Here is an 18,676-nt window from a genome sequence, read left to right as displayed (position 1 = left end):
CAGGGGGCTCTCGTTAAGCTTATTGCTACGCCCAAAACTTCTCATGCTCTTTCACCCAGCGAGATGAATGCGCTATGGCCAGTATTTGTTTTACCCCCACGATCAAAAAGCGTGGAATCAATCCTTATGTATTGGTCAGTGCAACACTGGCTGCACAACTAAAAGAAAATTGGCGTAAGCCCCTTCCTGTACTGGTGCAGGTAAACAGTAAACCGGAGCCACCGTGGCGTATCAATATGATGCCTGCTGGTGATGGAAGTTTTTATTTGTATTTGAGTGGTGAAGTACTCAAAGCATCCAATACCAAGGTTGGAAGTGTTGTGGACGTAAAGCTGCAATTTGACGCAAATTATAAACCGGGGCCCGTTCATCCAATGCCTACTTGGTTTAGTGAGGCTTTAGCGCAAAATCAACTTGCCCAACAAGGCTGGGATGAACTTATTCCGAGCCTTCAAAAGGAAATCTTACGCTACATAACTCGATTGAAATCAATTGAAGCGCAAAGCCGAAATACGCAATTGGCAATACATGTATTAGCAGGTGGTAAAGGACGGTTTTTGGCGAGATCCTGGAATGAATAGTTTGATCGTGCTTTGGAATTTAACGCGGAGAAAATTAAAAAATGCTGAAAACATACAAAGGCAGTTGTCACTGTGGTGCACTCCAGTTTGAATGCGACCTTGATTTGTCTGCGGGTACAAGTCGTTGCAATTGTTCCTTCTGCAGTAAAACGCGATTTTGGAAAGCCTTTGCCAAGGGCGACGCTTTCCGTCTGTTGCAAGGCTCTGAAAGTTTGTCGGACTACCAGTGGATATCCCCAATAGAGTCTTCCCCCATACTTCACCACTTCTTTTGCAAGCATTGCGGTGTCAGGCCATTCTCCAGAGGCTGGTTAGCGGATTTTGGTGGAGAGTTTCACGCTGTCTACCTTACCTGTCTGGATAATGCAGAACAGGACGTCGCTGCCGCTCCAGTTAAGTATCAAGATGGTCGCAACGACGATTATGAATCTTGCCCGGCAGAGACCAGACACTTGTGAAGTTTTTTGGGGTGTCGCCTAAAGGCCTTGAGTTTCTATTTCGAAGCTGCTTATGTGAGCGATGGAGTAGATCAGCGTCTTTCAATTGGCAAAAAGGGAGTATTTTAAAATGCGTAACAAAAAAGCCGTTTTATATTTCGTTTTTATTTTCTGTTTATTCGCCAGTGCTTGTAGTCAGGCAGTTGTTATTGATTTTGACGATTTGGAGCGGGATTATCCAGATCAGGTAATGCAATTAACCGATCAATATGCAAACAAAGGTGTTATTTTCGATAATGCTTATTTAGCAAGCTGGCCATCAGAAAATAGTATCACTGGCCCCGGTTTTAGCTTTTCATTTGTAGGTGAACTGCCAGTTTATGTCAGTTTTGTTTTGAATAACTTAGATGAATTAAAAAATAGTGTTTTAGCTACGGGTCCAAATAATTTTCTTGAAATACTTTCCACCGAAGGTGGGGTATGGGGAATGAGCACTGAAAATAGCACTCGCTACATACCTAACCAGAAAATCACACTTCAGGCCGAATTTGGTATTTCCTACGTTCATGTTGCAAGCCAAACAACTCCTTATCTGGATGATCTGGTGTTTCACTACGCAACTGAAGTGCCAGAGCCTGAGGTATTGATTTTGTTTCTGATTGGCTTGTTGAGTATGGCAATTCGTCGTCTGAATATCATTTTTATTTTAAACAGGTACAGCTCAATTAAATGAGTGCGCATTAAGCGCACTCTATACATTTCCATTACTGGATTTTTGAAAAATCGGTAGATACTAAGAAAGTGGATTCAACCCCGGCAACTATAGGGCCATTGGCTTCGCTTTCTTTTTGAACTTTGATCCATTCTGGATCGGCAGCAAATGCCTTCCACGCCGCTTCTGCTGCAGCACGGTTTTTGTATTTCAAAATATAATGAAGTTTGTCACCGCCTTTTTGCTCGACCGGCAACCAATAGCCGACATTTACCATGCCGTGGCGCTCAAAAAGTTTGGTGGTGTGATTTTTAAAGCGTGCGAGCAGATCCGGCATTTTACCTGGATGTGTAGTGTAAACACGCAACTCAAATACTGGAGAGTCGTCGGCGGCGAGAGCGGGTGTAAGCGCAAAAAAACTGAATAAGGTGATCAAGGTAAAGATTATTTTTTTCATAGGAATTGTGGCCTGTGTGTTGAAAGGAAAAACTCAGAATAATGGTGTTCAAAAAGCTGGCCCTGAAATTACCCCGAGCCGGTGAAAACATACTATCAACATACCTGGGTGCTCAGGCGTACCGATACACAGATTACAACACGTTTTTACTTTTCTTGATAAATTTCTAAAAATGAATCCTCGGGGAGAAATACCTGCCCGTGATGGACACCGTTACGAGTTGCGCCTGTCATTGATAAAACACGATACACAAGGAGACAGTTCATGAAGTTCATTCAAGTTGCCATAACCTTTGCATTTGCCAGCTTGCTGTTTGGTTGCACGAACCTCAAGGAGGTTCAGGATTTCGCTGGTCAGTCCGCCCAACTCTCTGGTTACACCGAGCTGACGACTCGCTTTCGTGATACCTATTATCGTGAGCAGCCTTATATATCAGGTGACGCAGATCGGTTGGCGCAGGAAAATGACCTGCGTCGCAAAGCGGCCTATCAGGATTTATTAAAAATCCATCAAACCATTAGCGTTTATATGCAAACGCTAGCCACCCTGGCGGGGGATAAATCGTTTGATCTAACTCCTGGTATTGATTCGGTGGCTTCAGGTATCAAAGCACATCCCGAGTTTGGTATAGATAAAACACAAGTTGATGCGCTCTCCGGGTTGGCAAAAATTGCGGCCAAATGGGCGACGTCATCTTATCAGCAGCGCGCTGTGCGTGAGTTTATAAAGGAGGGGAATGAACCTTTGCAAACAGCTTTGATCGGCATGGAAAAACTGATTGGTTACTATCAAAAAACCAACGACAATGAGTGGAAAACCATTAACGGACTTCTGGAATTGGAACTCTCGTTTACCGATCAATCGGAAGACAAGCTTCTGGTGACGCTTGCGCGTGCTCACCTGCAGGCTAAGGCATCTGAGTATCAACTGGCCGATAAAAAATATCTTGAGGCCAGAAAAGGTATCCAAACTATTGCACAGGGGCATGGTTTATTAGTTGAAAATCTGGATAAACTTTCACGCCAGGAAATTAAGGATTCCCTCCGTCAATTTGCAAAAGATATCAAAGCAATAAACGATCATATTAATTCCATGTGAATCATGAAATGAAAAGGAAATACAGGAGATTATCATGGCTTTAACAACCCAGGCTCAAATCGAAACTGTTGCCGCGGAGCTAAATAATTGTGCCGATATTATTCATGAACGCCTGATGAAGGCAGTAAAACGAAAAGAGATTGAGCGGCCTGCTGCCCAATTGATTTTTCAGGATGAAATTATCTTGCGCCAAAAAGCCAATGGCTTGTATATCAATGCAGCCAATGGTGTGGTGACTGGACTGGCGGAAACACAAAAAAGCCTGCTGGAAACCATCGTCTCAGCCAAACAAAAACTCAAAAAAATTAACGATATAGCCACTTTTATCGATCTTACGGCGGATCTCATTGTGTTGGCTGCAGCGATCAGTGCGGCGAAACCCTCAGCAATTCTTGCGGCGTTAAAGGAAATTAAAAAAGATTGTGAGGCAATGAAAGGCGCGACAGACTCGTGAGCCGCAATATAAACCGCTGAATGTGAGGCGACCGTCCGGTCGCCTTGGTGTTTTATTCCCATTGTTCCTTTTGCCCCGCGTGATCTTAATTCCCTCTCTCATCGAATAAAGCACTGAATCATTTTTTAATTCAGGTGCGCAGGTGACTATAAAAAATTCTATTGAACTTAATAAAATTGCTATTGCTGGAAATCTGCGTGGGCTGGTCAATCACTCCCCACAAATGCGTGCCCGCGCCGCACTGTGCAATAGTTTTATCGCTGATGCCCTGGCCATGCCCGTACATTGGTTGTACAACCCATTTGATATTTATGCTGCATTTCCCGGCGGTATTCAACAATTTGAAGCGGCACCCAGGTTTCACCCCTCGTCGATTATGAATTTGCATTCAACCACTGCCGGTGGCCGTGGTGTGCAACAAGCGAATAATGGGGCGCAGGTGGTGGGTGATATTATTTTAAAAGACAAACGCCAGTATTGGGGTATTGCTAATCAGCATTATCACCGCGCCATGCGCGCGGGCGACAATACCTTGAACTTGCATTGTATGCGGGTACTGATGCGGGCTATGGCAAATAATAATGGGCGCTATTATGCCGCTCATTTTTTGCAAGATTACATTCAGTTTATGACGGCAGGTATTCCGCAGCACCCGGATACCTATGCGGAATCTTATCACCGTGGATTTTTTGCCAACCTTGCCAAAGGCTTGCCACCGGAAAAGGCAGCGGCAAAAACTCACGATACTGCTTCGGTAGGTGGTTTGGTTGGCATAGCACCGCTGGCAATCGCGGAACTGTTGTTTGATCGCTCCCTTGAGCGCGTGCAAAGGCTTTGCCGTATGCATTTATTCTTAACGCATCCCGACGATAACCTGGCAAAAATTTGCGATGCTTATGTCGCTCTGATTGAGGCGCTGTTATTTCGCACCGAAGGTGATGCGCGCCAATTTATAGCTGCTACGGCTAAACAGTCAGCGGCTATTGATGTGCCGTTATTGGTACAAAAATATGCGGATGATAATCAGGTCGTTGGCGGAAAGTTTTCGCGCGCCTGTTACATAGAGGACTCCTGGCCGAGCCTGCTCTATCTCGCATGGAAATATTGTGATGATCCACGGCAGGCACTTATCGCCAATGCCAATCTCGGTGGCGATAATTGCCACCGGGGTGCGGTGCTGGGTGTGATACTCGGCTTGGCAAGCGGCGATGGCCTGCAGGATTGGTTTGTGCAATTACAAAACGCAGCGGATATTCACGCTGAAGTAGAGGCGTTATTGAAACCCGTGAATTTATAGATCGCACCCTTGTTGGTTGTGAGCGTGACTTTTTTATCGCCCATCACAATTTCGCTGATACGATTGTTTTGTAATTTAAAAAGAATGTTGGTGTTGAATAGTAGCAAGCCGTTGGCTGGTGCAAGCCCCATAAATTCTTCGTGATGATTACCCTGTATTTGGAAATGGATCAGCACTTTGGTGTTGTCAGTGAGGAGCAGTTCTATTTTGACATCCGGTTGCTGGAATACATCCAACAAGTAATTTAAAAAACCGCTGAATTCAATCGGATTCTGTGGATTAAATTCAGGAAACCCCTCGCACCTCAACTCTTCTGCCAAGGTTTGGGCAAGTAGTTCTGATTTGGTGATGGGAGGAATCTGAGATTGAAAAAGCGTGGCGAGGAAATGCATTGGTTGTGGATGCCTGTCGCTACAGGATTGCCCTTTGCGCAACCCGGATGATGTGCTGGCCGAGCAAGGGGCTGGGCCGCGTATTCTTGAGCGACCCTTGGAATAAGTGTGGCCACCGGGAAAGGCTATGCTGCAGTTGTCAGCGTGATTTAGCGGTGCTGGATTCCGAATAACACTCGAATGATTGGCAATCGCTTAATCAACTCAAATAAAACCACACAACTCACTGCAACGGCGCAGATAATTAGTAGTGGCTCTAACACACTCCCCAATTTATGTGGCACGACAAAATAGGCGATAACAATAATCAGCGTCTGGTGCAAAATATAAAAACAATAAACGCCGCGGTTTAAATATTTCAGTAATGGATTGCTAAACCTGAACCAATATTGCGCCCAGGCGATAATTGCCACTATCCACAACCAACCATTGGCGGACCAGATAACGCCATTGATTTCATCGGCCAGGTCACTATCACCCAGCGAACCGCCGTTAAAGGCAAATAATGCGTAGGCGTAGGTTAATAATGCGCCGGGTAATAAATACCAGCGCAGCGACGCCAATTGATTCCATAACAGCCGCAGGCGCACCAGAGCAAAACCCATCGCAAAACATAAAAACGAACGCGCATGGTTATACCAGTCCTGCACAAAATTATGGGTGGTTGGGTATTTGTCGTAGAGCCACCAACCAATAAGGTAAAACAAGGCGATGGGGGCAAGAATCACCACGCGGATCGATAGGGTTTTACTCAACCATTGCCAAACCGGTGCACAAACGCGGGAATTCAGCAGCGGGTAAATCGCCCGGAAAATAAGGCTATAGGCGAGAATGTAGGGTAGAAACCACAGGTGGTTCCAGGTGAGGTGCAGCTGCCCCAGGGTTTTATGCGGCGCAAATTCGGCGCTGGTTTGATCCAGGTAGAGGTACCAAAAATGCCAATAATTCGGGCTGTTGATCAGGCCTTTGCTGTGCGCCTCCACATAAACTTGCGGCACCACTACCACCAACATGCCAAACAGCAGCGGCAGTAAAAGTAGGGGGATGCGCCCGCGAATAAATTGCCCCGCAGGTTGCTTGGCGATTAAAAAAGAGGTCGCTGCGCCACTGATTAAAAACAGCAGCGACATACGCCACTGGTTTGACCAGAGCATAATGTTGGTGAGCAAGCTGCTGGTGTAGGTGCTTTTGTAGTGCCAGTCCCAACCTTCGGCGTAAAGCATGCCGGTGTGATACAGAATCAATAAACCAAACACCAGTACCCTGAGCCAGTCCAGCTCAACCAGTCTGTGCCGGTGAAATTCCGGCTGGAGCGGGGCTACCGTTGATGGTGAAAAGGTTTGTGCTTGTGTCATGACCGGGTTCCCCGCGAGAAGATGAAAGCGCTATGCTAGGTAAACGCAATGCCTTGCAGGGTTGTTAAGTGATTGTTCTACAACAAAATGTGACCAGCGGACGCCCGTTGTGACGGGCTGGGCTTGGCATATCGCCTGCGCCACCCGATAGTCCGCGCATCGCCAATAACTGTGACCACTATGAACCAGAGCCACCCGCTACCACACCAGCAGCCCTTGTTAATCCGGCATTTTTTAGCTCACCAATGGGCCTGGGGGGCTGTGCTGCTGGCGGCGTGGTTTGGGCTTAACGTGCTGGTGCTGGCGACAACAACCTTGATGGAAGTGCGCCGCAATGGCGGGACTATTCCTACTTGGGAGCCGTTTTGCTGGGAGATCTCTAGCTGCCTTGTGCTGCTGTTACTGATTCCGATAGGGCTTTGGTTGAATGATCGCTGGATCAGTCGGTTGGGGCTAAAGCTGGGTTTGCTTGCGCACCTGTTGGCGACCCTGCCTTTTTCGCTTGTGCATGTCACTGGCATGGTGGCGATTCGCCAACTGTGGTACCGCCTGATGGGGGCGCACTATGACTTTGGCGATTGGCCAGTGGAGTTTTTTTATGAGTACCGCAAGGATGCCCAAGCCTATTTGACCCTGGCACTGGTGATTGCGGGCTACCGGTTTATAGCCCGGCGCTTGCAGGGCGAGGCGAGTTACCTGGCTGATAGCGCAGAGAGCGAGACAAATGAACCTGCGTCGCCCCCCGAGCGGTTGTTAATTAAAAAGCTGGGGCGTGAGTTTCTGGTTCAAACCGCTGCTATTGAATGGGTTGAAGCCTCTGGCAACTACGCCAATTTGCATATCAAAGGCAGTGTGTACCCTATGCGCATCACCATGGATAAGTTGGAAAAACTCTTGCCTCCCAACTTTGCGCGCATTCATCGCTCCACCATTATCAACCTGGAGCAGGTGCAGGAAATAACAGCGTTGGATACGGGCGATTATGAAATTCGCTTGCGCAATGACCAAAAACTCACCCTATCGCGCCGTTACCGCGAACGCTTTAAGGCCATGTTGAGCCTTTCCTGAACAGTGAAATTACAGCGTGCAGGAATTGAACACCCTGTGCGACGCCAGTAATAATCGGCCCTGCACTCCATTACCAAAGGGTCATGCACAGAGTTATTCACAGCTTCTGTGGATAAGGCCGGGGGGGCTCGGCTGTTGTGCAACTTTGTGTGAATTGTTGCTTTAGCCTTCAGGAAATTCATTGAGTTGCCAGTAAAGGCTGAGCAAATTCACCAGCTCTTTAATGTCTTGTTTAAGAAAATATCCGGCAACATTTAATTGATAGCTGATGCTTTTGTCTTCATCGCGGGGTGAGGTGGTTAAAATAAAAACAATGCTGTCTTTTAGTTGTTCGTCATTGCGCATTTCTTTTAGCATTTCTATGCCATTCATCAGCGGCATATTAATGTCCAGCAATACAACGTAGGGTTTGGGGACTTTGCTCCTGTTATTTTCGCCGCGCATAATTTCAAGGGCTTCTACGCCATTGGCAGCGCGATACACAGGGTTTTTGATGCCTTTTTTATCAAACAAACGTTTGAGTGATTCAACATCTACCTCGTCATCTTCTACTATGAGAATGTTCACCACTTCACGCATATCGTCTCCGAGCATTAGCACAAGCGTCTCCTGTATTTTCCGGTTCTAACTTGGGCCATGTAAAACGAAATATTGCCCCTTTTCCAATATCTGATTCAATTGTAATAGCTCCCCCGGTGGTTGCAATAATCTTTCTGACAATTGCCAGCCCCATGCCCCGACCTTTACTTTTATCGCGTGGCTGCAAGGTTTGGAACATCTCAAATATTTTGTGATGGTAGCGCGGGTCAATACCCGGCCCATCGTCACGCACTGAAAAAATGTATCCTGATGCATTTTCCTCAATATGTATGTCGACAGTGCCACATTCCTTGTCGTGGTGTTTAATCGCGTTGTTAATCAGGTTGTATAGAATTTGTTGCAGGGGAAATTTTTTTAGATTGATTTGCGCTAATTGCTCGGCAATGTTTATGTTAAAACCCGCAGGAGGATTTAACAGTGTGGTGATCTCATCGATAAGTTGTTGGCCGCTAATTATTTCGGTGGGCTTCGATTCCATTGTTGCATCTATACGCGCATATTCCAGCGTGTCATCGAGTAGCTTATCCATAAATTTGACGCGTCTGCGTAGTTCGTCCAGGTGTTGTTTGCTTTTTTCTGGCAGTAAATCTTCCAGGTCTTCTTCCAACCATTGCGAAATGGTATCCACCGCCCTGAGTGGTGTTTTTAAATCATGAGCAGCAATATAAGCAAAACGCTCAAGTGCCTCGTTGGACTGTTGTATTTTGTGGGCATTGCTTTGAAACACCTCCAATACTTTTGCTAACTTGCCAATTTCGTCATTGTGGTGACGAATTTTAGGCGCTTCGAAAGTGTTGTCTTTGGTTGCCGTGTAGAGTGCATTCACCATCGCATTCACCGGGCGTGCAATGCGGAATACAATAATGCTCCAGCAATACAAACTTAATATCAGTGCAAATAAAAATATGATGGTGCTTAGCATAATTTCTTGCTTGGCCTTGTCTTCAATACGATCAACCCGCAATTGGGTTTCCGTTAAAATTTTATCTTGCAAGAGCAAGAGTGATTCAACTGCCTGGGCAGACATGCCCAGCCACATTTCGGCGCTAATTGGGTATGCCGTATCAGCCGATAGTGATGAGCCGGAATAAAACAGATCGTTGATTTGATCAAACGTAAAAAAGTAATGGGTGTATGCCTCTTCCATTAAGGGGAGGAGTTGTTCTGCAAGCTCATTATTTTTGGCGAATTTCCGCAATATTTCCCAGCCATATTCGATATTGCCGCGCAGTGACACGAGTTTTTTCTGTTGTTCCGGCGTGGGCTTTTTATTTTCAGCAATCATTTGGCCGATGATTGCATACTCCTCACCTGAGTGTTCTGCCAGCTCCCAGACAAAATATTTAAAGGTCATTTGCTGGCCGATGGTGGCGTCGATTCGTTGGTAAGTGCGGGAATACACAAGGATAAAATTTTGTGTGGCAGTAATAAGCGCTGTACTAAGGTCAAAATATTGCTTGGCAATCAGCGGGTCGCGTTGCGCAATGGGTAGTGTAAGTGCCTGGTCTATAGCGGTTCGCTGTTGCAGTAATTGTTGATAATGTTCATTAATTGTTTCTGTATTAATGGCCGCGCTGAAGTTGCTGGTGGCTAAATTGGTGAGGGCAAGCTCCAGTGCCTTATCAGCTTCCAGGCGATTTTTCAGTAAATCCTGATGCATGGATTCCGTCGATTCGGGTGGGGCATGGAGAATGGAGAGGGACGAGGCACGCTCTAACGACCAACTTTTGGTGGCGCCATAGAGCGCATCAATAACACTTGCACCCAATTTGAGGCGCTGTGCTTGTTTATAGTTTTCCCATGATTCATACACACCATTGCCCACCAGCACCGCTATGAGGATGTTGAGAGCTCCTACAATTAATAAGAGTATGGTACGGATACTAGGTGTCGGTTTTTTCATGAATTTTTTAACTGGCAACTATTTTTGCTAGTTTAAGCATAGGCTCCTGAATATTGAGCCCTGCGTGATTTACCGCGTTTTTATTGATATACAAATTAATTTTTTCGTCTTCTTTGCTCATCTCCACCATGCCGCCGCGCTGCGCGAATTGCGCGATATCACTAATGGTGAGCACGTTTTTATTCTGCAGAAATTGCAGCAATGCAGAGAGATTTTTTTCCTGATCGCGATGAATAATAACCACGCTGCACCCGGTGGTGTTTTCCACTTTATTGATGTGGGTTATTGAAATGAGTGCCTGTTGCGCAGTGCGCCCTTTAAGGGGGGAAAGGTAGCCGTCAAAAGGGTCCTCCCCAAACAGGCATATTTGTAATTTCCCGCTTGTTTGCGCGGGTGATTCTTTTGACCATGTAGTGTATTTGAGCAGGTTATAAACCAGCCCGGCCTTGATTTTGTGTTCATATAATTGCAGGGTTTTTTCTTCGGCGCAGACAAAAAAGGGAAGCAAGCACAGAATTATTCCTGTACTGATTACCGCTCCCATTTTTTTGCCCAACGTTAAAATTGCCATGTCAACTTTCCAAAAATACTGCGCTCAATCTCCCCGGCATTGAGATCGGTTGCTGCGCCGAATTCGCGGTGATGGCTGGCGGTGAGGTTTTGTCCGACCAGATTAAAGCGCAGGTTTTTGCTGATGTACCCACCCAGGTTGATGTCCAGGCGTATATAGCTATCGACATTGCCCGCCGGTAATTTATCGACATAAGTGGCTGAGGTATCCAGCGTCCAATCATCGTTAATATTCCAGAATATTTTTGTACCCGCCTGGTGTCTGGGGTAAAGGCTTTCACCGCCTTCTTGTGTGGGAAGCAGTGCATCAAGGTTGATATGAAGGAAACTGTAGTTGACGGCTATTTTTAAATCCTCATTTGCCGACCAGTTAAGCACCGCTTCAAAACCGTCAGTTTTTCCTGTCATATCATTGGTAAATTTGACCGGAACAAGTAAATGCGGAGGATCAATGCCGTTGATTACCGGGACAGGGGCCAGAATGCTTACCGTTTGCAAGTAATCGTAGTCGTTATAAAAAACGGCAAGATCCATCGACAAAAGCGATGTAAGTTGCTGGCGATATCCCAGCTCATAGGCGGTTAATTTTTCTGATTTGAAATCATCATTGGGGACAAAAGCCGCCCTTACCGTCGCCGTTTTTAACAGTGTGCTGGTTAGGTCAGTTTCGAGCGGGGTTGGGGTGCGTACGGCGCGCGATATTGATGACCAGACGGTTTGGGTTTGGCTCGCGTGCCATTGCAAGCGGATGTTTGGCTGTACTTCGTAGCCTGAAAATTCGTTATGTTCAAACTTTGACCCCAGCGTTAAAAACCAGGCGTCGGGCGCTAGGGTGATTTTGTCCTGGATGAACGCACTATAAAGGTTGTTGCGACGTTTCTGTGGCGAAAATGCGGTGTTGTTATCGCCCTCCTGATCGTCCGCGAGGAAGCGGAATCCTGCGCCGGTAGTCACTTCATGTGCACCCAGTGGCGTAAAATTATATTGCGCCTCCAGGTCATAAATAATTCGGTTATCGATGAAATTAATTGGCTCATCGCGCTGCGCCCAATCCACATAACTTTGGATACTGAATTGCGATCCATCTGCGCGGCTATCCGTCCAGCGCCCGAGAAGGTTGACGCCCTCATAAACAATGGTTTGTTCTTCTATGGGGTCAAAAGGGGCAATAAACGAAAAATGGCGGCGGAGTTGTTCAGCGTTGGTGCGGTAGGCATCGCCCTGCACGGTAAATTCATCGCCCCAGTCCGCGCGGAACCCGGTGCGGAAACCCTCCCATTCATCATAGGTGTCGCCACCCATAGGGTTGTGGGAGGCATCGCGTTGAAATCCTTTGGCATAAACCCGATATGTTCCGGCATCGCCAAAGGTTCCACCCTGGCGAACATTCAGGGTGCCTTGCTCTTCGTCGCCGTAGAGCGCACTGACTACAGTGCCTTGGGTATTGCGCGTGTGTTTGGTGCGAATATTGATCACGCCATTCACCGCGTTTGCGCCCCAGAGTGTGCCCCCCGGACCACGAATCACTTCAATCCGCTCAATATCCTCCAGCATCAAATCATGGGTTTCCCAGAAGACACCGCCAAACACCGGGTTATAGACCGTCCGGCCATCAATCAGCACCAGCAGTTTGTTTGCAAAAACCGTATTGAAACCTCGAATGCTGATGGCCCAGCTGTTGGAGTCCACGCGCGCGACCTGCATACCGGGAACCATTCGCAGCGCATCGGGGATGGTGGTAACGCCAGAGCGCTGGATGTCTTCACTGGTGACGATATAAACCGCAGCGGGAGCAGTGGCGATGGATTCTGCCTTTTTGGACACGCTGAGCACTTCGGCACTCAAAAGCTGTTCGGGGGTGAGATCGAAGTAATCGACGTTGGCGAGGGCGGACTGGCTAAGAAGAAGCATGCTCCATGCGGTGATCAAACCGGGGTGCTGTAATAACGCAGGTCTTTGCATAGCGCTCACTCCTTTTAAGGCTCTCCTACAGAGTAGGGGTACTATTTAAAGATGGTGGTGGCTTGGTATCCACTATTCCTGCTGTGGAAGAATCAGAATAGTCCAGCTACGGGTGCTTCGCGCCCCTTTTTACTATCAGTTGCTTCATTTGCTGACGGGTATACATCTGTTTTGATGGTGCTCATCTATTGAGCTTTATGGCCTGAGCCAATAAATATAGTGGTCGGGGGTTTTTGCTAAAGAGCTATACACAGAGTTATTCACAGCTTCTGTGGATACTTCGTTGTGGATATTTTGTACTCTGCCGGCGTGTTTTTTGTGGCATTAGGCTTGGGATTCAGGCAAGTTGACCAGTATTGCCGCTGCCTCATTGAAAGGGTGATCCGTTGTGGGGCAGGGTGTGCCCGGTCTTCAGGCTTGGTTGCTGTCCCCCTAGCGTTTTTTGCGGCAGATTGCGCGTAAATAATGCGCATTTTTTAAGCGCATCCCTAATCGTTTTTCAGCTGGCTATTGCATCCATGAGGGTGTCTTTGTAATCTGCGCGGCCGCCGTTGTGGCACGCGGTGTTTAGCCCTGCGTCTTTTTATAATTAGGCACAGATTTCGCAGCTTTCATACCTTTTGCTGCGCCCATTGGCTGACAATCTGACCGGCGATGGTTAATCCCGTCACTGTTTGATTCTCTGTTTATCTTCCTCTTATCGATTGTTGGAGAAGTGCTCATGTTAAAACTACCTGAAACCCTGCGCGAAAACGTGCGCCTGCTAGGGGAGCTATTGGGTGAAACGATTCACGCCCACGAGGGTGAAGAGCTGTTTTCCAAAGTTGAAGGAATTCGCAAGTTAGGTAAGGCAATTAACAAAGCCGAAAATGGCGATTCTGCGCCGCTGGTTGCTATGTTAAGCAGCCTGGATGACCAGAGCATCCTGCCCATCGTGCGCGCGTTTAACCAGTTTCTGAACCTGGCTAATATCGCCGATCAGGAATACTTCTCCAGCGCCGAAGCCGAGGCGGAAGACAAACTGCAGGCATTGATCATTGAGTTGGCGGCTGCGCAAGGCAAAGACGCCCTCACCGAGCTTATTAATAAGCTGCGTATCGAGTTGGTACTCACTGCGCACCCTACTGAAGTGACGCGCCGCACCCTGATCCGCAAGTATGACCAGATTGTGGACACCCTGGCGGATCGCCAGAACCCCAGCTTGCTGGTATTTGAACAAGACAAATTGCGTGGCCGCCTGCATCGTTTGGTGGAAGAGATTTGGGCCACCGATGAAATCCGCACCACCCGCCCAACCGCGGTGGACGAAGCCAAATGGGGCTTTGCCGTTATCGAAAACAGCCTGTGGCAAGCCGTGCCGGATTTTATCCGCCACCTCGATCGCCTGACCCAGCGTCATTTGGGCGGTCATTTACCGGTAGATATTCGCCCCATCAAATTCTATTCATGGATGGGCGGCGACCGCGACGGCAACCCCAATGTAACCCACAAAATCACCCGCGAAGTATTGTTGCTGGGCCGCTGGATGGCGGCTGAACTTTATTCGCGCGACATTTACAGTCTGGGTGGCGACTTGAGTATGAGTGAGGCGAGCGATGAGCTGCGCGCAATCTACCCTGATACCGCTACTCCTTATCGCGATGCGATGTACGATTTGCGCCAGCGCATCCAGGCTACGCTGGAGTGGGCTGAAGCTCGCCTGCAAGGCCGCTCGGTAGAAGCGCCCGCCGATTTGATCACCAGCCGTGAAGATTTGCTCGCGCCCTTGATGCTCTGCTTCCGCTCCTTAAATGAAGTGGGCTTGCCGCACATTGCTAACGGCCCGCTAGTTGATACCATTCGCCGCGTGCATTGTTTTGGCATCAACCTGGTGCCGCTGGATGTGCGTCAGGACGGCGACCGCCATGTGCAGGCGATTGATGAGCTGGTGCAGTATTTGGAGCTGGGCGACTATCGCGCCTGGTCAGAGGAGGAGCGTCAAGCTTTCCTGTTGGAAGCCCTAACCAGCAAGCGTCCATTGATGCCCGCTACGTGGCCAATGAGCGATGACACCGCTGAAGTTCTCGCGACCTGCCGTGTGGTGGCGCAAGAACCCCGTGAAATCCTCTCCCATTATGTAATTTCCATGGCGCAGCAGCCGTCTGACGTGCTTGCCGTAGCACTCTTGTTGAAAGAGTCTGGCATGACCTGGAATATGCCTGTTGTGCCACTGTTTGAGACCTTGGACGACCTGGATCGCGCGCCGATTGTGATGGAGCGTTTGTGGAATCTGGAGTGGTATCAACAGTATTCAGCGCAACAGCAAACCGTAATGATCGGCTATTCCGATTCCGCCAAAGATGCGGGCAAGCTTGCCGCTACCTGGGCGCAATACAAGGCGCAGGAAAAACTGGTTGCCCTTGCCGACAAATTCGCGGTATCGCTGGTGCTGTTCCATGGTCGTGGCGGTACCGTTGGTCGCGGTGGCGGCCCGGTAGAGAAAGCGATGGCATCGCAACCTCCCGGCTCAGTAAAAGGTCGTATCCGTGTCACTGAGCAGGGCGAGATGATCCGCTACAAGTTTGGCTTGCCGCGTGTGGCTTTCAGCAGCTTGTCGTCCTACGTGACCGCAACCTTGCGTGCCACTATGTCGCCCAACGCTGCGCCCAAGCAAGAATGGCGCGACCTGATCGAGCGCATGGGCAAGTCCAGCCTTGAGGCTTATCGCGCAGTAGTGCGTGGCCATAAGGATTTTGTGCCTTACTTCCGCAACCTCACTCCCGAACAGGAATTGAGTTTGCTGGCGCTGGGCAGCCGCCCGGCCAAACGTAAATCCACCGGTGGCGTAGAAAGCCTGCGTGCGATCCCCTGGGTATTTGCCTGGACGCAAGTGCGTTTGAACTTGCCTGCCTGGTTGGGTACCCGTCAGGCATTTGAATATGCACTGCAAAATGATCCGCAATTGCTGGAAGACATGATCAGCAACTGGCCGTTCTTTTCCAGTTTCCTCGACTTGCTGGAAATGGTAATTGGTAAAGCCGATGGTCCCATCTGCACCTATTACGAACAGCAATTGGTGCCGGTTGAATATCGCGGTTTGGGTGAAGAGTTGCGTGGCGATTTAAAAGCCTTGGAAACCCTGATCAACAAAATGAAGAAGCAAGATGTACTGCTTGCCGATGAACCCATGTTGCGTCAGTCGCTGGAAGTGCGTAAGCCCTACGTTGATCCGCTCAACTATTTACAAGCTGAGTTGCTCAAGCGTTACCGCAGCAGTGAGACCATTAGCCCCGACCTTGAACGCGCGCTCAAAGTGACCATGGCCGGTATTGCCGCCGGTATGCGCAATACGGGTTGATGCTGTCCTGGTTAATCCACTGAGGGGTTAGCTGTTTTAAGTCGACCTGCCTTAATTGCCAATCAAACGCCCAATTCTCTGTGAGAGTTGGGCGTTTTTTTATGCCTGGTAATTTCTCGCTTAACGTTCTGATTAATTTACCGATTAATTTTTCGCTCTCTTGTGTCGCCTTGGTTATACAACTGGCTGATTTCAGAAGCCTTGTCCAGAGTAATTCCACTCAAGCAACGCTTTTGACACCTCAATGAACGAGGTCTATACCTTAAACACCTACCCGACTGTTGTTAGTGCGGCAATAACTATTGCCTAAAGTCGCATTCGCTCTTCACATTGACGGACACATCTGATGCGCAATAACCAATCCTATGGTGCCAACTCTGGTGCTTACTCACATTCATCCCCCGTTCAATCGCGCCTGCCCTTATTGGCGAGCTTGGCGTTGGTAGTTCTGGTGGCGTTACTGCTGGTTTTTTTTGGTGCGGCCGGCTGGCTAAAGCTTCTTGCGCTGGTGGCCATTGCGGTAGCGGCGGCAGTGGGTTTTTACAGTGCTAATCAGTTATCCGCACAGGCGAGTCAATTAACCGCGGATTTGGAGCAGGCCAATGCCATGCTGGGTACCGCGCAACACTACAAACCATTATTGGAAAATTATCAGCAGCTAATCAAAGAAGTGCTGCCGCTCTGGCAGCGTCAAACCGATTTGGCTCGCCACCAATTAGAGTCGAGCATTACGGAGCTGGTTACGCGTTTTTCTGATATTCATCAGCGGCTACAGGCGGCAGTGGCCAGTTCTGCCAGCACCGCGAACAGCATGAGTGGTGAAAAAGGTCTGGGGGGCGTTATCCATTTTGCCAATGCTGAATTGAACGAAATTACCCAAACCTTGCGCCAGGCTATTAATCAGCGCGATGAATTGCTGGGTGAAATTTCCGGGCTATCCAAAATTACCGTAGAGCTTAGCGGCATGAGTGCCGATGTGGCGGGCATCGCCTCACAAACTAATTTGTTGGCATTGAATGCGGCGATTGAAGCAGCGCGTGCCGGTGAATACGGGCGCGGTTTTGCGGTAGTTGCGGATGAAGTGCGCACGCTCTCCACGCGCTCGGGTGAAACCGGTGCACGTATCGGGCGCCGCATTGAGCAGGTTAATTCGGTATTGCAAACCACACTGGAACGCACCACCGAATACGCGGCGGAGGATAACTCCCGCCTGAGTAAATCAGAGGCGTCAATCACTCAAGTGCTTGAACAATTCCAACAGTCGAGTGAAAGCATTATGCACTCGGCGCAGACATTGGAACATGAAAGTTCTGCCGTGCAGGCCAGTGTGGAAGAGGTGCTGGTCAATTTGCAATTTCAAGATCGCGTTAGCCAAATTCTCAGTCACGTGACCGATGATATGGAGAAATTGGTGGGCGCTATTTCTGAGCAGGAAACGCGCATTCGCCACGGTGAAACCGTTGCGCCTATAGATATCAATGACTGGTTGCGCGCGGTACAAAAAACCTACACCACCTTGGAGCAGGTTGATGTACATCGCGGTGCCGGTCATTCCAAAAGTCCAAACAATTCTGAAATTACGTTTTTTTAGGGAGCCGTGAATGTCCAAAGTTATTTTAGTGGTTGATGATTCTGCCAGTGTGCGTCAGGTAGTGGGGATTGCGTTGCGTGGGGCTGGTTACACTGTAGTGGAGGCCAGTGATGGCAAGGATGCGCTGAATAAACTCGATGGACAAAAAATTAATCTGGTGATCTCCGATGTGAATATGCCCAATATGGATGGCATCACTTTTGTAAAAGAAATGAAACAAAAGCCGGCCTATAAATTTACACCGGTGATTATGCTCACCACCGAAGGTGCCGACGAAAAAAAACGCGAAGGCCAAGCGGCGGGAGCCAAAGCCTGGATAGTAAAACCTTTTCGTCCGGAGCAAATGCTACAGGCGGTTTCTATGTTGATTTAACGGTAGTCATTTGTGTGTGAATGATTTGGGATAGTTCTGGAAAATATATTTATCGTCATGTCCGCGAACGTGGGTATCCATAACAATCTATACCTTTGATCACTGCTTTTGCAGGAATGACGAATCATTCAGAAGTTTCTTGGTTGAGCATATATTCGATGTACCCTTGATGGATTATAACGATGAAAATTACACGCAAAAAAACTAAGGACACCACTACGCTTTCATTTGAGGGCGACCTCACTATTTATCACGTCACTGAAAGCAAAGAAGAGCTCTTTGCTGATCATGAACGCCTGACCGATAAAATTGCGTTCGACTTGCACAATGTCAGTGAAATAGATACGGCAGGTGTACAGCTCTTATTATTTGCCAAGGTTTTTTTTGCAAAGCTGGATAAAACGGTATTTATCGTAAAGAGCAATGAAATGGTCGATGCGGTATTAACCAAGCTCGATCTCACATCCCATTTTTCCCTTGAGTCCTGAG

At 48.2% G+C, this 18,676-nt stretch carries 18 protein-coding genes; 11 read left to right on the top strand and 7 right to left on the bottom strand.

Annotated elements, in window-relative coordinates; translation table 11 throughout:
* Positions 1-74 precede the first annotated feature (74 nt).
* From O59_RS21065 to O59_RS12850, 3 genes are all read left to right on the top strand, one after another.
* Entirely contained in the window at positions 75-581 is a 507-nt protein-coding gene (locus O59_RS21065; protein ID WP_007643381.1) for a DUF1905 domain-containing protein, read from the top strand.
* 41 nt (positions 582-622) lie between these two features.
* Positions 623-1,039, top strand: coding sequence for a GFA family protein (locus tag O59_RS22315; protein WP_081489708.1), 417 nt, complete (start codon positions 623-625; stop codon positions 1,037-1,039).
* 109 nt (positions 1,040-1,148) lie between these two features.
* Positions 1,149-1,751 (top strand): PEP-CTERM sorting domain-containing protein, encoded by a 603-nt coding sequence (locus tag O59_RS12850; RefSeq protein WP_007643380.1) that lies wholly within the window; start codon positions 1,149-1,151, stop codon positions 1,749-1,751.
* Between the two features lie 31 nt (positions 1,752-1,782).
* Here the strand turns inward: O59_RS12850 and O59_RS12845 are convergent, their stop codons facing one another.
* Complete coding sequence (locus tag O59_RS12845; protein WP_007643379.1) at positions 1,783-2,187, bottom strand: NIPSNAP family protein; 405 nt, start codon at positions 2,185-2,187, stop codon at positions 1,783-1,785.
* Between the two features lie 264 nt (positions 2,188-2,451).
* Here O59_RS12845 and O59_RS12840 point away from each other — a divergent pair, with 264 nt between their 5' ends.
* The 3 genes from O59_RS12840 to O59_RS12830 all read left to right on the top strand — a co-directional run bounded on the left by O59_RS12840 (position 2,452) and on the right by O59_RS12830 (position 5,036).
* Positions 2,452-3,285 carry a hypothetical protein gene (locus tag O59_RS12840; protein ID WP_007643378.1) on the top strand — a complete coding sequence of 278 codons (834 nt, stop codon included), beginning with the start codon at positions 2,452-2,454 and terminating at the stop codon, positions 3,283-3,285.
* A gap of 34 nt (positions 3,286-3,319) precedes the next feature.
* Complete coding sequence (locus tag O59_RS12835) at positions 3,320-3,739, top strand: hypothetical protein (protein WP_007643377.1); 420 nt, start codon at positions 3,320-3,322, stop codon at positions 3,737-3,739.
* A gap of 142 nt (positions 3,740-3,881) precedes the next feature.
* Positions 3,882-5,036 (top strand): ADP-ribosylglycohydrolase family protein, encoded by a 1,155-nt coding sequence (locus O59_RS12830; RefSeq protein ID WP_007643375.1) that lies wholly within the window; start codon positions 3,882-3,884, stop codon positions 5,034-5,036.
* Here O59_RS12830 and O59_RS12825 read toward each other — a convergent pair.
* Positions 4,994-5,428 carry an ester cyclase gene (locus O59_RS12825; protein ID WP_007643373.1) on the bottom strand — a complete coding sequence of 145 codons (435 nt, stop codon included), beginning with the start codon at positions 5,426-5,428 and terminating at the stop codon, positions 4,994-4,996. The two genes, O59_RS12830 and O59_RS12825, sit on opposite strands and share 43 nt — an antisense overlap.
* A 149-nt stretch (positions 5,429-5,577) precedes the next feature.
* Positions 5,578-6,783 carry an acyltransferase family protein gene (locus O59_RS12820; protein ID WP_007643368.1) on the bottom strand — a complete coding sequence of 402 codons (1,206 nt, stop codon included), beginning with the start codon at positions 6,781-6,783 and terminating at the stop codon, positions 5,578-5,580.
* A 180-nt stretch (positions 6,784-6,963) separates the two neighbouring features.
* Here O59_RS12820 and O59_RS12815 point away from each other — a divergent pair, with 180 nt between their 5' ends.
* Positions 6,964-7,851, top strand: a complete 888-nt coding sequence (locus O59_RS12815; RefSeq protein ID WP_007643366.1) for a LytTR family DNA-binding domain-containing protein — start codon at positions 6,964-6,966, stop codon at positions 7,849-7,851.
* Positions 7,852-8,013: 162 nt separating this feature from the next.
* On the opposite strand, the gene O59_RS12810 is transcribed toward O59_RS12815, so the two are convergent.
* From O59_RS12810 to O59_RS12795, 4 genes are read right to left on the bottom strand one after another with little or no spacing between them, the layout of a single operon-like run.
* A complete protein-coding gene (locus O59_RS12810; RefSeq protein ID WP_007643360.1) occupies positions 8,014-8,445 on the bottom strand; it encodes a response regulator in 432 nt (143 codons plus the stop codon).
* Positions 8,423-10,354, bottom strand: a complete 1,932-nt coding sequence (locus O59_RS21060; RefSeq protein WP_157152566.1) for an ATP-binding protein — start codon at positions 10,352-10,354, stop codon at positions 8,423-8,425. Before O59_RS21060 ends, O59_RS12810 begins: the two co-directional genes overlap by 23 nt.
* A 7-nt stretch (positions 10,355-10,361) precedes the next feature.
* Entirely contained in the window at positions 10,362-10,925 is a 564-nt protein-coding gene (locus tag O59_RS12800; protein WP_007643357.1) for a YfiR family protein, read from the bottom strand.
* Positions 10,913-12,886 (bottom strand): TonB-dependent siderophore receptor, encoded by a 1,974-nt coding sequence (locus O59_RS12795; protein WP_050977061.1) that lies wholly within the window; start codon positions 12,884-12,886, stop codon positions 10,913-10,915. Before O59_RS12795 ends, O59_RS12800 begins: the two co-directional genes overlap by 13 nt.
* Before the next feature lie 721 nt (positions 12,887-13,607).
* Here O59_RS12795 and ppc point away from each other — a divergent pair.
* The 4 genes from ppc (at position 13,608) to O59_RS12775 (ending at position 18,675) form a co-directional block, all read left to right on the top strand.
* Positions 13,608-16,223: a phosphoenolpyruvate carboxylase gene (ppc, locus tag O59_RS12790; protein WP_007643355.1), complete on the top strand. Its 2,616-nt coding sequence runs from the start codon at positions 13,608-13,610 to the stop codon at positions 16,221-16,223.
* A gap of 346 nt (positions 16,224-16,569) precedes the next feature.
* Positions 16,570-17,814: a methyl-accepting chemotaxis protein gene (locus O59_RS22245; RefSeq protein ID WP_007643349.1), complete on the top strand. Its 1,245-nt coding sequence runs from the start codon at positions 16,570-16,572 to the stop codon at positions 17,812-17,814.
* A gap of 10 nt (positions 17,815-17,824) precedes the next feature.
* Entirely contained in the window at positions 17,825-18,187 is a 363-nt protein-coding gene (locus O59_RS12780) for a response regulator (protein WP_007643347.1), read from the top strand.
* Positions 18,188-18,369: 182 nt separating this feature from the next.
* Complete coding sequence (locus tag O59_RS12775; RefSeq protein WP_007643344.1) at positions 18,370-18,675, top strand: lipid asymmetry maintenance protein MlaB; 306 nt, start codon at positions 18,370-18,372, stop codon at positions 18,673-18,675.
* The last annotated feature ends 1 nt before the right edge of the window (position 18,676 follow it).

Source organism: Cellvibrio sp. BR, assembly GCF_000263355.1.
GTDB lineage: Bacteria > Pseudomonadota > Gammaproteobacteria > Pseudomonadales > Cellvibrionaceae > Cellvibrio.
Note: the sequence above shows the minus strand (reverse complement) of the source record. Positions and strands in the feature narration are given on the sequence as shown.

Coding starts and splice junctions, on each gene's coding strand:
- O59_RS21065 (WP_007643381.1), top strand. CDS start 75: ATGGCCAGTATTTGTTTTACCCCCACGATCAAAAAGCGTGGAATCAAT.
- O59_RS22315 (WP_081489708.1), top strand. CDS start 623: ATGCTGAAAACATACAAAGGCAGTTGTCACTGTGGTGCACTCCAGTTT.
- O59_RS12850 (WP_007643380.1), top strand. CDS start 1,149: ATGCGTAACAAAAAAGCCGTTTTATATTTCGTTTTTATTTTCTGTTTA.
- O59_RS12845 (WP_007643379.1), bottom strand. CDS start 2,187: ATGAAAAAAATAATCTTTACCTTGATCACCTTATTCAGTTTTTTTGCG.
- O59_RS12840 (WP_007643378.1), top strand. CDS start 2,452: ATGAAGTTCATTCAAGTTGCCATAACCTTTGCATTTGCCAGCTTGCTG.
- O59_RS12835 (WP_007643377.1), top strand. CDS start 3,320: ATGGCTTTAACAACCCAGGCTCAAATCGAAACTGTTGCCGCGGAGCTA.
- O59_RS12825 (WP_007643373.1), bottom strand. CDS start 5,428: ATGCATTTCCTCGCCACGCTTTTTCAATCTCAGATTCCTCCCATCACC.
- O59_RS12820 (WP_007643368.1), bottom strand. CDS start 6,783: ATGACACAAGCACAAACCTTTTCACCATCAACGGTAGCCCCGCTCCAG.
- O59_RS12815 (WP_007643366.1), top strand. CDS start 6,964: ATGAACCAGAGCCACCCGCTACCACACCAGCAGCCCTTGTTAATCCGG.
- O59_RS12810 (WP_007643360.1), bottom strand. CDS start 8,445: ATGCTCGGAGACGATATGCGTGAAGTGGTGAACATTCTCATAGTAGAA.
- O59_RS21060 (WP_157152566.1), bottom strand. CDS start 10,354: ATGAAAAAACCGACACCTAGTATCCGTACCATACTCTTATTAATTGTA.
- O59_RS12800 (WP_007643357.1), bottom strand. CDS start 10,925: ATGGCAATTTTAACGTTGGGCAAAAAAATGGGAGCGGTAATCAGTACA.
- O59_RS12795 (WP_050977061.1), bottom strand. CDS start 12,886: ATGCAAAGACCTGCGTTATTACAGCACCCCGGTTTGATCACCGCATGG.
- ppc (WP_007643355.1), top strand. CDS start 13,608: ATGTTAAAACTACCTGAAACCCTGCGCGAAAACGTGCGCCTGCTAGGG.
- O59_RS22245 (WP_007643349.1), top strand. CDS start 16,570: ATGCGCAATAACCAATCCTATGGTGCCAACTCTGGTGCTTACTCACAT.
- O59_RS12780 (WP_007643347.1), top strand. CDS start 17,825: ATGTCCAAAGTTATTTTAGTGGTTGATGATTCTGCCAGTGTGCGTCAG.
- O59_RS12775 (WP_007643344.1), top strand. CDS start 18,370: ATGAAAATTACACGCAAAAAAACTAAGGACACCACTACGCTTTCATTT.